At 61.8% G+C, this 13100-nt stretch carries 9 protein-coding genes; 6 read left to right on the top strand and 3 right to left on the bottom strand.

Translation table 11 applies throughout. From position 1 onward, the window contains the following. Positions 1 to 101 precede the first annotated feature (101 nt). Positions 102 to 1712 (top strand): pyoverdine maturation tyrosinase PvdP, encoded by a 1611-nt coding sequence (gene pvdP / locus AC07N4_RS14080; protein WP_493066274.1) that lies wholly within the window; start codon positions 102 to 104, stop codon positions 1710 to 1712. A 33-nt stretch (positions 1713 to 1745) separates the two neighbouring features. Here pvdP and AC07N4_RS14075 read toward each other — a convergent pair whose 3' ends face one another. From AC07N4_RS14075 to AC07N4_RS14065, 3 genes are read right to left on the bottom strand one after another with little or no spacing between them, the layout of a single operon-like run. Further along, positions 1746 to 3140, bottom strand: coding sequence for an efflux transporter outer membrane subunit (locus AC07N4_RS14075; protein ID WP_493066273.1), 1395 nt, complete (start codon positions 3138 to 3140; stop codon positions 1746 to 1748). A 7-nt stretch (positions 3141 to 3147) separates the two neighbouring features. Continuing rightward, on the bottom strand, positions 3148 to 5121 hold the full coding sequence (locus AC07N4_RS14070) for a MacB family efflux pump subunit (RefSeq protein ID WP_096821161.1): 1974 nt from the start codon (positions 5119 to 5121) through the stop codon (positions 3148 to 3150). Beyond that, a complete protein-coding gene (locus AC07N4_RS14065) occupies positions 5122 to 6294 on the bottom strand; it encodes an efflux RND transporter periplasmic adaptor subunit (protein ID WP_096821162.1) in 1173 nt (390 codons plus the stop codon). A gap of 320 nt (positions 6295 to 6614) precedes the next feature. On the opposite strand from AC07N4_RS14065, the gene AC07N4_RS14060 reads away from it, so the two are divergent. From AC07N4_RS14060 to AC07N4_RS14040, 5 genes are all read left to right on the top strand, one after another. Next, complete coding sequence (locus tag AC07N4_RS14060) at positions 6615 to 7097, top strand: sigma-70 family RNA polymerase sigma factor (protein WP_096821163.1); 483 nt, start codon at positions 6615 to 6617, stop codon at positions 7095 to 7097. Positions 7098 to 7229: 132 nt separating this feature from the next. After that, on the top strand, positions 7230 to 8567 hold the full coding sequence (locus AC07N4_RS14055; protein ID WP_096821164.1) for a lysine N(6)-hydroxylase/L-ornithine N(5)-oxygenase family protein: 1338 nt from the start codon (positions 7230 to 7232) through the stop codon (positions 8565 to 8567). 493 nt (positions 8568 to 9060) lie between these two features. Continuing rightward, positions 9061 to 11760 (top strand): magnesium-translocating P-type ATPase, encoded by a 2700-nt coding sequence (gene mgtA, locus AC07N4_RS14050; RefSeq protein ID WP_096821165.1) that lies wholly within the window; start codon positions 9061 to 9063, stop codon positions 11758 to 11760. Positions 11761 to 11814: 54 nt separating this feature from the next. Then, positions 11815 to 12531, top strand: coding sequence for an MgtC/SapB family protein (locus AC07N4_RS14045; RefSeq protein WP_085711975.1), 717 nt, complete (start codon positions 11815 to 11817; stop codon positions 12529 to 12531). Between the two features lie 110 nt (positions 12532 to 12641). Continuing rightward, positions 12642 to 13076 (top strand): ANTAR domain-containing protein, encoded by a 435-nt coding sequence (locus AC07N4_RS14040; protein ID WP_493066272.1) that lies wholly within the window; start codon positions 12642 to 12644, stop codon positions 13074 to 13076. Positions 13077 to 13100 lie beyond the last annotated feature (24 nt).

The following is a 13100-nucleotide window of genomic DNA, read 5'->3' as shown; positions in this document are numbered from 1 at the left end:
TTAGTCGCATCGCCCCGTGGCGAGGGCGCCCTTAAATTTGTCGGGGCAGCGTACGTTCTAGCTTGGATAAGGCCTGCTTCATGGCTGACACAGGTAGGGCAATGAAGATTTCTCGACGATGGTTCATGGCAGGCCTGGCGCTGACCGGCGCTGCGGTGCCTGCGGCTTATTTTGGTCATCGTGAATGGACCAGACCGGACCCCACGATCACCCCCGGCGAGGCGTCGTTCGACGTGGCCGACATGGCCGGTCAGCGTCTGGCGAACAAATTGCGCGGGGTCTGGGACATCCGTTTCGAGGGCCGCGACGCCGGTGTCGAAGGGCTGCCGGCAAGCGGTCTGCAAGTGTTCCTCGACATCGGCCAGAAGGGGCGCGGTGTCTGCGGTTTTCTGGATACGCCCGAGCGTCTGCGCTCCGGCGAAACACCGCGTTACCGAATAATCGGAGATCTGGCCGAGGGCGACGCAGCGAAGCTGAGCTGGCGGCTGATCAGCGCGAACGGTCATGTCGATTACGAACTGCAAATGATCCTCGACGAAGTCTGGGCCGACTTCGGCAACGCCGGCAGCGGCAGCCTCAGCGGTCGGGTGTCACGTCTGGATCGGCCGTTGGCGCTGCCGATGCAGGACAACCGCTTCATTGCTGTCAAACATCTGTTCCCCGAAGCCCGGCAGCGCACGCCGCTGAATCCGACGCTGCTGGCGTGGCTGATCTCTCCCGAGCATCGGTTGTTTCACCAGGTCTGGCATGCGACGCGGGACAAGTGGCACACCCTGGCCGAAGACAAGCGCAACGCGTTGCGCGGTCTCGGCTGGCAGCCCGGCCCGCGTGACAACGAGCGCGATGCCCGTGGCGACCGCAAGGATCGCAACGGTTCGGGCGTCGACTTCTTCTTCATGCACCGGCACATGCTGGGCACGGCGCGTTCGATGCAGGATCTGCCGTCGTGGGAGTATTTCCCGCTGCCGCAACCCGAACTGATCCGCGACCGGGTCGGTTTCGCCCGCTACTTCGACAACCACGACGGCACGGCACTGCCGCCGACGTGGCTGGCCGATGGCGACAATGAGTACAGTCAATGGGTCAGCGACCTGAAAACCGCCGAAACCTATGAAAGCAATTTTCAGGTCTGGGAGTCGCAGTACCGCGATCCGGCCTATCTGGCCAAGCTCACGTTGGGCCAGTTCGGTTCAGAAGTGGAGCTGGGGCTGCACGACTGGCTGCACATGCGCTGGGCCTCGGTGCCGCGCGATCCGTCCAACGGCCAACCGGTGCCGTTTGCCCGGGATCCGGCGGATTTCGCCGCACGCTGGTTTGCGGCGGAAAACGACTTCCTCGGCGATCCGTTTTCATCCCACGTCAACCCGGTGTTCTGGCATTTCCACGGCTGGATCGATGACCGCATCGAGGACTGGTTCCGCGCTCACGAACGTTTCCATCCGGGCGAAGTCACCCGGCAAGTGGTCAACGGTGTGCAGTGGTTTGCGCCGGGGCGCTGGAACGAGGTCGCGGATCCGTGGCTGGGGCCGACCACCCACGGTTGCAGCACGACGCCGGGTTTGCAGGTGGGCAAGTCAGTGGAGATGGATCCCGAGACCATGAAGCTGGCGCTGCGCATCACCTTCATCGGCGACGAGAAGAAACTCGCCGCGCTGTTCCGCCGCGTGCCGCAACGGCCGTGGTATGCGCGTCATTTGAAAGCCAAGGTTTGAAGCAAAAGATCGCAGCTTGCGATCTTTTGTTTTTCAGCGCGTCTCCCAACCCCCGCCCAACGCTTTGTACAACGCAATGCTCGCCTGCATCCGCGCCAGTCGCAGTTGCACGTTGAGATCCTGCGCGGCGTACAGCGTGCGCTGGGTTTCCAGCACCGTCAGCAGGTCTTCGGCGCCGGCCTGGTAGCGGCTTTGGGAAAGGTTGAACGCAGTCTGTGCCTGGTTCAGTTCTTCGGTCTGCCATTGCCGCTGCTGATCCAGACCCTGAATGCTGTTCAGGGCTTTTTCCACGTCGGCGAAGCCATTGATGATCGCGCCGCGATAGGTTTCCAGCAGTTCTTCCTGGCGAGCGGTTGCCTTGTCGCGTTCTGCGGACAGACGACCGTTATTGAAGATCGGTGCGATCAGCCCGGCGGTGAAGTTGTAGAACGGGCTGCGCATTACATCGTCGAAGCGGTTGGCGCCGGAACCCAGCTGCGCGCTCAGGGTGACCTTGGGCAGCATGGCGGCGCGGGCGACTTTGACGTCCGCCTGGGCGGCTGCCAGTTGCGCTTCGGCGCGGGCGATGTCCGGGCGACGGGTCAGCAGATCGCTGGGCAATCCGGCAGCGATTTGCGGCCATTGCAGTTGATCGAACGATTCGAGGCTCGGTGGTAATTCCTGCACCGGTTGCCCGAGCAGAGCCGCAAGACCGATTCGCGCGTCCTCGGCCTGTTGCTGCACCGTGGGCAGTTGTCGCTGTTGCGCGGCCACCAGACTTTTCTGCTGGGCCAGTTCCAGCGCGGTGGCAGAGCCGGCATTGAAACGGGTCTGCACCAGTTGCAGAACACTCTGCGCGTTGGCCAGGTTCAGCGCGGCAATGCGGCTTTGTTCCTGCAATGACAGCGTCTGGGTGTAACGGTTGGCGACGTCGCTGAGCAGGGTCAGTTCCACGGTGGCCTGATCGAACTCACTGGCGCGCAAGCCTTGGCGGGCGCTTTCGCGGGTGGCGGACTGACCGCCCCAGAAGTCGATTTCATAACTGGCGCTGAGGTTGGCGTCGAAGTAGTCCACAGCCTTGTTGCTGCTGTCGGCATCCAGTTGGCTGTAGCCGTTGCCGCGCAGCAGTTTCTGGCGGTTGGCATTCAGGCCTGCGGTTATTTCCGGCAATTGCGAACCGCCGGCGATCACCGTGCTGGCGCGGGCCTGACGCACGCGGGCAATGGCGGCGGCCAGGTCGTGGCTGCCGCTTTGCGCCTGTCCGATCAACTGGTTCAGGTGCGGGCTGGCGAAATGCGTCCACCATTGCTGGTTGGTCTGCGCCACCGATTGCCCGGTCGGCGACTGCCACGCGGCGGGGGCGGTCACGCCGCTTTCCGGGCGTGGGGCGGGGCTGCCGCAGGCACTCAGCATCAGGCAAAGGGTCAACAGGCTCAGTTGCGGTTTCATAGATCGATCATTCACTGGTGAGGGCCGTGACCGGGTCGAGCCGGGCAGCTTTGCGGGCGGGCATGAAGCCGAAAACGACCCCGGTGATCAGTGCGCAGGCGAAGGCGCCGGCGATGGCCACCAAGGAAAATGCGACGGCGACTTCGCTGAGTATCAACACGCCGCCCACGAGCAACGCCAGGCCGATGCCGGCAATGCCGCCGACTACCGAGAGCATCACCGCCTCGGTCAGGAACTGACGCAGGATGTCGCGTTGACGGGCACCGGTGGCCATACGGATACCGATTTCGCGAGTACGTTCGCGCACGGTCATCAGCATGATGTTCATCACGCCGATGCCGCCGACCAGCAGCGAAATCGCGGCAATCGAACCGAGCATCAGCGACAGGGTGTTTTGCGTACGCGCTTCGGCCTGAATCATCGCGGCGTTGTTGGTCAGCTCGAAATCCTTCTTGCCGTTGTGCAACTGCAACATCAATTGCTCGATGGCCATTTCGGTTTCGTGGACCTTGCGCGCGTCGGCGGCGGCGATCACCACGTACTCGGGGTTGTGCGTGCCGAACAGTCGAACGCTGGCCGCGGAGTAGGGGATGGCGATGCGATTGTCGCTGTCCTGATCGCCGGAGCTGGCGCCCTTGCCGGCCAGTACGCCGACCACCTGGAACGGCACGTTCTCGATCAGGATGTATTGGCCGATGGGATTGCTCACGTTCTTGAGCAACTTGTCGCGGACTTTCTTGCCGATCACCGCGACGGCCGCACCGTTGCGCTCATCGGCCTCGGTGAAGTAGCTGCCTTCGACCACTGGCCAGTTGAAGATGTCCGGGAAATTGGTGTCGTTGCCGCCGATGTAACTCATGTGGTCGAGATTGCCGAAGCGCACCCCGGCTTCGGCACCGTTGACCGGCATGATGCGAGTGATCTGCGGCAGGCTGGCCAGTGCGGCGACTTCATCCAGGGTGACGATGCCCGGCGGCGTGCGCGGGTTCGGCGCGGCGCCGCTGAGGTAAATGATGTTGGAACCGAAGGCACCCATCTGCGCCATGACCTGGCGTTTGCTGCCTTCACCGACGGCGAGCATGACCACCACCGACGCCACGCCGATGATGATGCCCAGCAGCGTCAGCGCGGTCCGGAAGCGGTTGATCCACATGACGCGCCACGCCGCTTGCACCGCATCGACCAGTTCGCCTTTCCAGGCGCCGCTCGCTTCGCTGCCCTCGCTCAGGCGCTTGCGCAGATCCACGGCCTGCAAGGCGCCGGGGTTGGCGCTGGCCTGCACGGTGGGGTCTTCCGTGGCGCTGTCGCGGATGATCAGGCCGTCGCTGATTTCAATGATGCGCTTGGCTCGGGCTGCCACTTCACGGTCGTGGGTGATGAGGATGACCACATGACCCTGGCTCGCCAGCTCGTCAAGCAGCGCCATGACTTCCTTGCCGCTGTGGCTGTCGAGGGCGCCGGTCGGTTCGTCCGCCAGAATGATATGACCGCCGTTCATCAAGGCGCGGGCGATAGACACCCGCTGTTGCTGACCACCGGACAGTTGATGGGGACGGTTGCCGGTGCGCGAGGCCAGACCGAGGCGTTCGAGCAGGGCGGCGGCCCGTGCATGGCGCTCGGCGGCGGGAATGCCGGCATAGATGGCCGGCATCTCGACGTTTTCCTGGGCGGAGCCGGACGGAATCAGGTGGTATCCCTGAAACACAAAACCGAAGGCTTCGCGACGCAGCCAGGCCAGTTCATCGGTGTCCAGGCCGGCGACGTTTTCCCCGGCAAAGCGGTATTCGCCGGACGTGGGCCGGTCGAGGCAGCCGAGGATGTTCATCAGCGTCGATTTGCCGGAGCCGGACGCGCCGACGATCGCCACGAACTCGCCGGCATGGATCGACAGGTCGATGCCGCGCAGCACGTGAACTTCGGGTGCGTCACCGCCGCCGTAGGATTTGCGGATGTCCTGCAGGTCGATCAGGGGCGTTTGCATTCAGCCTCCGTTGCCGTCGGCCGGGCCGATCAATAGATGATCGCCTTCGCTGAGGCCGTCGAGGATCTGCACTTTCAAGCGATCGCTGATGCCGGTGCGCACAGTGCGTTGCTCGATGTCGCCGTTCTGTGCCACGACCCGGGCAATCTGGCTGTCGGGTTTGGTGCTGCCATGCAGGGCCGCAATCGGTGCGGTGAGGACGTCTTTCGCCTGATTCGAGACAAAGAACACTTGGGTGGTCATCTCCGCCATCAGCGCGTTGTCGGCGTTGTCGACGTCCAGCAACACGGTGTACAGCACCACGCGACCGGCACCGCTTTTGCTGGTGCTGGTCGGGCTGCCGCCGCCCTGGCTGGTCTGGTCCAGCGGTTTGGGCGGCACTGGCAGGATCTGCCGCACGGTGCTGCTCCAGCGCCGGTTGCCACCGCTGAGGGTGGTGAAATAAGCGCTCATGCCCGGTTTGACGTGGCCGATGTCGGCCTCGGAAACTTCCGCCCAGACCGTCATTGGCGACAGCTTGGCGATCCGCAGGATCAGTGGCGTCTGTTGCTGGGCGTTGAGTGTCTGGCCTTCGCGAGCGTCCAGCGCAACCACGGTGCCGGCCATCGGCGCGAAGATCCGGGTGTAGCCGAGTTCGGCCTGATCGCTGCGCAGACTTGCCTGTGCCTGACGGATCTGCGCCTGGAACATGTCGATGCGCGCCTGTGTGGCTTTGAGTTCGGCGCGGGCGGTCTGCACGTCCTCTTCACGGGTGGCGCCGCCGGCGGCCAGGTTCTGCTGGCGCTGGTACTTCTGGCGCGCCAGTTCGTGTTGAGCCTGTTGTTCCTGCAACTGTGCCTTGAGGTTTTCGATGGAAAACTGGCTGGCGTCGAGTTTGGCCTTTTGCGTGGCCGGGTCGATTTCCACCAGCAGTTGGCCTTCCTTGACCACGTCGCCGACTTCCACGTGGATCTTGCGAATCTGCCCTGAAGCCTGGGCGCCGACGTCCACATAGCGGCGAGGCTGGAGGGTGCCGAGTGCGGTCACGCTGCTTTCTATATCGCCACGGGAGACTTGCACGGTGGCGAATTTGTCCCGGCCGGGCGGCAAGACTTGCCAGGCGGCAACGGCAATAACGGGAATCAGACAAAGGGCGATGAGCAGGGCGCGTCGGGCGGGGCGGGGACGTTTCATGCAGGGTTCCGGCCAGTGGAAATCGGCCCGTCGTTCAGCAGGCACCGCGAACGGGCCACGGTCGAACGCTGTCGCAGGGCGCGACAGACACGGGGGGCTGTCCTTTAAACGAGAGACGGTGTGGGGAATTTAAGCGCTGAAAAACGCGGTAACAGGTATAGCTGGCAACAATTTGTCGGGCAAATGGAAACAGCGCTTTAAATCTATATGAGAATTACTATAAATTACGCGTCTGAATTTGCCACCATCGTGCCACTGCCTGTTTTGGCAGATCGCCGGTCTGGCTCAAGGATCGAAACCGCACCCTGCGGCCGGGAGTCATGTTGGAAAACTACTATCGCGAGCTGGTGTGTTTCCTGAACGCCAAGCTAGGCAACCGCCAGGTGGCCGAAGATGTGGTGCATGACGCTTATCTGCGGGTACTGGAGCGTTCCAGCGACACGCCAATCGAGCAGCCCCGCGCATTTCTCTACCGCACGGCGCTCAATCTGGTGATCGATGACCACCGGCGCAATGCTTCGCGCCAGGTCGAATCCCTTGATGTGCTCGACAGCGAAGAGCGCTATTTCAGTCCTTCTCCTCATCACAGTCTCGATCATGGCCAGCGCCTGGCGCTGTTGCAGCGTGCACTGGCCGAGCTGCCGGCGTTGTGCCGCGAGAGCTTTTTGCTGCGCAAGATCGAAGGGCTGTCGCACCCGGAGATCGCCGAGTGCCTGGGTATTTCCAAGGCCTTGGTCGAAAAACACATCGTCAACGCCATGAAACATTGCCGAGTGCGCATCAAGCAATGGGATGGACATTGATCGTTCCCGGTTAAATTTTTTTTCACCGTCCTCGTTCCTACTCAACAGACGATCTGCTGTCCTGCACAAGGCCGGTCAGGTCACCCAGGCTTCATCCCCGCTGTTGAGGGGTACATCCAGAGGACACTGGAAATGACACAGGCAATTGCATCGCCCATCGTTCACGACCTGATCGGCGTCGGTTTCGGCCCTTCGAACCTGGCGCTGGCCATCGCTCTGCAAGAGCGCGGCCCGACCCAGGGCGAACTGGATGTGCTGTTTCTCGACAAGCAACCGACCTACAGCTGGCACGGCAACACGCTCTCGACCCAGAGCGAGTTGCAGATTTCCTTCCTCAAGGATCTGGTGACCCTGCGCAATCCGACGAGCCCGTACTCGTTCGTCAATTACCTCAAGCAGCACGGTCGTCTGGTGGACTTCATCAACCTCGGCACCTTCTATCCGTGCCGCATGGAGTACAACGACTACCTGCGCTGGGTGGCCGCGCAGTTCACCGAACAGAGCCGCTACGGCGAAGAAGTGCTGACCATCGAACCGGTGCTGCACAACCATCAGGTTGAAGCGCTGCGGGTGATTTCCCGTGGTGTGGACGGCCAGCAATTCGTTCGCACCGCACGTTCGGTAGTGGTCAGTGCCGGCGGCACACCGCGCATTCCCGAAGCCTTCAAGGCACTGAAGGGCGATGCGCGAGTATTCCACCACTCGCAGTACCTGGCGGAGATGGCCAAGCAGCCGTGCGTCAATAATCAGCCAATGAGCATCGCGATCATCGGTGGCGGCCAGAGCGCGGCGGAAGCGTTCATCGATCTGAACGATTCGTTCCCGTCGGTGCAGGTCGACATGATCCTGCGCGGCTCGGCGCTGAAACCGGCGGACGACAGCCCGTTCGTCAACGAAGTGTTCTCGCCGGAGTTCACCGACCTGATCTTCCAGCAGAAGAGCAGCGAGCGTGAGCGTCTGGTCAACGAGTACCACAACACCAACTACTCGGTGGTCGACATCGACCTGATCGAGCGCATCTACGGCATTTTCTATCGGCAGAAAGTCTCGGGCGTGGCGCGCCATGCGTTCCGCACCCTGACCACTGTCGAGAAAGCCACCGCCACCGAACACGGTATCGAACTGACCGTGCGCAACAACGCTACCGGCGAAGTCACCGTGCGTGCCTACGACGCGGTGGTGCTGGCCACCGGTTACGAGCGTCAGATGCATCGCAAACTGCTGGCGCCGCTGGAAGAGTACCTGGGCGACTTCGAGGTCGATCGCAACTACAAGCTGATCACCGACGAGCGCTGCAAGGCCGGTCTGTACATGCAGGGCTTCTGCCAGGCCAGCCACGGCCTGAGCGATACGCTGCTGTCGATCCTGCCGATTCGTGCGGACGAGATCGCCGGCTCGCTGTATGAGCATGGCAAGCACCGTGGGCACAGCCGTTCGGTGATGGATTTGTTGTTGGCCACGGCCAGCTGATGACGTCCTGACGACTCCCGCGCCGAGCGCGGGAGTCGTTTCGAGGTCAATCCTGAACCCTTCCTGAATGACCTCCACATCTTCCGACCTCATTCCCTTTACGGGTTTACTCTCCAGGCATCGGGGCGTAAGCTTCGCGCGTTTTCATCAATAGCGGAGACCCACAGTGGGTACTTGTTCGAGTGACAGTTGTCGGCCGGTCCTTGTAACCGGCAGATTCTCGGCAAGATAACGCGCATTCCTTTGTGCCGTTGTCTCGCCGAACAGCGAGCAGCGGCATCCCGATCATGGTCAGTTGAGACCATGTCCCGACGTCCTTCTCATCGACGCTGAAAAGAGCGTGGTTTCGACTTTTTCGTCGCAATCGCAGCCCTATCGACACGCCTGTCTTTTTTGACTGGCGCGCCAACCCTTGCCGTGCCGAATTTTTCGGTGCAAGAGGGCTGGACGTACCTGCTTGACGGTTTCCCGGCTGACCATAGGGGCAACAGCCATGAAACTTACGCTCAAGGAATTTTTCGCAGGCTTCCTGCGGACCCGTCACATCGCCCGGCACTTCCGTCGTCTGGCCGTGCTGGAAAGTCTTCGCGATACCACGGTCAGCCGTGAAGTGCCGCCCACCCTGGCCAACACGTTGGTGGACGCCGCCCATTGCGACAGCGGCGTGTTGCTGTCGAACCTCGGTACCCACACCGACGGCCTCACCGATTTCGAAGTCGATGTGCTGCGTGCGCAGCATGGCCTCAACGAAGTCGAGCATGAGCAACCGCTGCCGTGGTGGACCCACCTGTGGCACTGCTACAAAAACCCGTTCAACCTGCTGCTGACCCTGTTGGCGGTGATCTCGTGGCTGACGGACGACCTCAAGGCCGCCACCGTGATTTTCTCGATGGTGGTGCTCTCGACCCTGCTGCGCTTCTGGCAGGAAAGCAAATCCAACCGGGCGGCCGACGCGCTCAAGGCGATGGTCAGCAACACCGCCACCGTGCTGCGCCGGGATGCGCCGCGCACTGAACTGCCGATCAAGCAACTGGTGCCCGGCGATCTGATTGTGCTCTCGGCCGGTGACATGATTCCTGCCGATTGCCGGGTGCTCAGCGCCAAGGATCTGTTCGTCAGCCAGGCCGCGATGACCGGCGAATCGATGCCGGTGGAGAAATTCCCCCGTCAGGCGGATCGCGATACGCGTAACCCGCTGGAGCTCGACAACATCCTGTTCATGGGCACCAACGTGGTGTCCGGGACAGCGGTCGCGGTGATTCTCACTACCGGCAACAGCACCTATTTCGGTGCGCTGGCGCTGCGGGTCGGGGCAACCGATCGCGGGGTGACGTCGTTCCAGCAAGGCGTGAACAAAGTCAGCTGGCTGTTGATCCGTTTCATGTTCGTCATGGCGCCGCTGGTGCTGTTCATCAACGGTTTCACCAAGGGTGACTGGACCGAAGCCCTGCTGTTCGCGCTGTCGATCGCCGTGGGCCTGACTCCGGAAATGCTGCCGATGATCGTCACCTCGACCCTGGCCAAGGGCGCGGTGTTCCTGTCGCGCAAGAAGGTCATCGTCAAACGCCTGGATGCGATCCAGAACTTCGGCGCCATGGACGTGCTGTGCACCGACAAGACCGGCACATTGACCCAGGACAAGATCTTCCTGGCGCGCAATGTCGACGTCTGGGGTGAAGACTCCGACGACGTGCTGGAAATGGCCTATCTGAACAGCTACTACCAGACCGGCCTGAAAAACCTGCTCGACGTGGCGGTGCTGGAACACGTGGAAGTCCACCGTGAACTGAAGGTCGGCACGGCGTTTCGCAAGGTCGACGAGATCCCGTTCGACTTCAATCGCCGGCGCATGTCGGTGGTGGTCGAAGGGCACGGCCAACCGCATCAGTTGATCTGCAAAGGCGCGGTGGAAGAAGTGTTGTCGGTGTGCACCCGGGTTCGTCACGGTGAAGTCGACGAAGCCTTGAGCGATGAATTGCTGGCGAGAATTCGTCAGGTAACAGCAGCATTCAACGCTGAAGGCTTGCGCGTGGTAGCGGTGGCGGCACGGTCGATGCCTGAAGGTCGCGACACTTACAGCCTGGGCGACGAGCAGGAACTGACGCTGATCGGTTACGTGGCATTCCTCGATCCGCCGAAGGAAAGCACCGCACCGGCACTCAAGGCTCTGGCCGAACACGGCGTGGCCGTGAAAGTGCTCACCGGCGACAACGAGCTGGTGACCGCCAAGATCTGCCGCGAAGTGGGCCTCGCGCAACAAGGCCTGTTGATGGGTAACGACATCGAACGCATGAGCGACGCGGAACTGGCGGTGGCGGTAGAGACCACCAACGTGTTCGCCAAGCTGACGCCATCGCACAAGGAGCGCATCGTGCGCATCCTCAAGGGCAACGGCCACGTGGTCGGGTTCATGGGCGACGGCATCAACGACGCACCGGCGCTGCGCACCGCAGACATCGGTATTTCCGTGGACAGCGCGGTGGATATCGCCAAGGAAGCGGCCGACATCATCCTGCTGGAAAAGAGCCTGATGGTGCTGGAGGAGGGCGTGCTGGAAGGGCGCCGGACCTTCGCCAACATGCTCAAGTACATCAAGATGACCGCCAGCTCGAACTTCGGCAACGTGTTCTCGGTGTTGGTGGCCAGTGCGTTCATTCCGTTCCTGCCGATGCTGCCGATGCACCTGCTGGTGCAGAACCTGCTGTATGACATTTCGCAGATCGCGATCCCGTTCGATAACGTCGACGACGAAATGCTGAAACAGCCGCAACGCTGGCAGCCCGGGGATGTCGGACGCTTCATGCTGTTCTTCGGTCCGATCAGTTCGATCTTCGACATCACAACGTTCGCCTTGATGTGGTACGTGTTTGATGCCAACACCCCGGATCACCAGACGTTGTTCCAGTCCGGCTGGTTTGTGGTGGGATTGCTGACCCAGACGCTGATCGTGCACATGATCCGCACGCCGAAGATTCCGTTCCTGCAAAGCCGCGCGGCCATGCCGCTGCTGGTGATGACAGGAATCATCATGGCCGTGGGCATCTTCCTGCCGATGGGGCCGCTGGCGCACTACTTCAAATTGCAGGCGCTGCCGTCGATGTACTTCGTGTTCCTGCCGGTGATCCTGCTGGCGTACATGGCACTGACCCAGGCCGTAAAAGGCTTCTACATCCGCCGGTTCGGCTGGCAGTAACAGGAAAGATTCCCCCCTTGTGGGAGCAAGGGGGGCGGTTTCAAGGAGTTCAACATGCAAGCCATCAACAACATCAACCTCGATTCGCTGCTCGACACCCTGGTCAGCCTCAGCGCGGCCTTCATCCTCGGTGGCCTGATCGGCTTCGAACGTCAGTACCGGCAACGCACGGCGGGCTTGCGCACCAACGTGCTGGTGGCGGTCGGCGCGGCGATTTTCGTCGACATGGCCAACCGGCTCGGCGGGGCGGAAGGCGCGGTCCGGGTGGTCGCCTACGTGGTGTCCGGGATCGGTTTTCTCGGCGCCGGTGTGATCATGCGCGAAGAGGGCAATGTGCGCGGTCTCAACACCGCCGCCACACTCTGGACTTCGGCAGCGGTGGGCGCCTGTGCCGGTGCCGACCTGCTGGCCGAAGCCGTGCTCGGCACCTTGTTCGTGCTCGCCGCGAATACCTTGCTGCGCCCAATCGTCAACAACATCAACCGCCAGCCGCTGGATGTGGTCTCGGCGGAAGTCACCAACATCGTCTACGTCATCGCCCGGCGCTCGCAGCAGACGGCTGTGTTCGCCTTGCTTGAAGCCGAGCTCGAACGCAGCAACTACCCGGCCAGTGACGTCGATGTGCACGCCTTCGGTGCCGACGAAATCGAGATCGAAGCCACGCTCGCAACCACGTCGGTGGACGGCGATGAGCTTGACGCCCTGGTGAAGCGGATTTCAACGTCGAACCTGGTGGTGCAGGCGTTCTGGAGCCCGAGCACTACGGAGTAAAGCGTTCAATCCGGATGAGTGACGGTGTTTTTCGGAAAAGTCCTACAGAGCTCGTCCCGATGCTTGGGTAGTCTTTGCCGCCACTTGAAGCGACTACCGGGACTCCCACATTGACCGACAAAACCTTGCGTATCCTGATCGCCGACCCGCAGCATTTTCACCGGATGAAAATCGAGCGGATGTTCAATGGCCTCGATTACTACCGTATCGCACCGGTGCAGAACCTCGCCGAACTGTTGACGCTGGTCGATTACGGCTGCCAGCCGTTCGATGTGCTGGTGATCAATGCCGAACTGGCGGCCGGGATGTCGGATCTGCGCGGTTTTCTGTTTGATCATCCGCAAATCCGGCGGGCGCTGGTCTATGGTGAGCCCGCGAGCGACTCAGGTGTGTCCGGGCACTTCGGGGAAAAGATCATCACCAGCCCTGACGCGCGGCCTTCAATCCGCGACATCCAACAGTTGATGACCTCGGTCGAGGCCTTGGTTGAGCGCTCATCACGTGTTCGATCACAGATCGGTCTATCGCACAACTGTCAGATCTGACAGGTGATTCAGCGTGCACACCGT

The sequence above is a fragment of the Pseudomonas sp. GW821-FHT09E04 genome (assembly GCF_059416185.1).
This window is presented reverse-complemented; position numbering and strand designations above follow the sequence as displayed.

Bases quoted from the DNA above. Each gene is read 5' to 3' on its own strand.
- AC07N4_RS14070 (WP_096821161.1), bottom strand. From the start codon at position 5,121: ATGCAAACGCCCCTGATCGACCTGCAGGACATCCGCAAATCCTACGGC.
- AC07N4_RS14045 (WP_085711975.1), top strand. From the start codon at position 11,815: ATGCAAGCCATCAACAACATCAACCTCGATTCGCTGCTCGACACCCTG.
- AC07N4_RS14075 (WP_493066273.1), bottom strand. From the start codon at position 3,140: ATGAAACCGCAACTGAGCCTGTTGACCCTTTGCCTGATGCTGAGTGCC.
- AC07N4_RS14055 (WP_096821164.1), top strand. From the start codon at position 7,230: ATGACACAGGCAATTGCATCGCCCATCGTTCACGACCTGATCGGCGTC.
- mgtA (WP_096821165.1), top strand. From the start codon at position 9,061: ATGAAACTTACGCTCAAGGAATTTTTCGCAGGCTTCCTGCGGACCCGT.
- pvdP (WP_493066274.1), top strand. From the start codon at position 102: ATGAAGATTTCTCGACGATGGTTCATGGCAGGCCTGGCGCTGACCGGC.
- AC07N4_RS14060 (WP_096821163.1), top strand. From the start codon at position 6,615: ATGTTGGAAAACTACTATCGCGAGCTGGTGTGTTTCCTGAACGCCAAG.
- AC07N4_RS14065 (WP_096821162.1), bottom strand. From the start codon at position 6,294: ATGAAACGTCCCCGCCCCGCCCGACGCGCCCTGCTCATCGCCCTTTGT.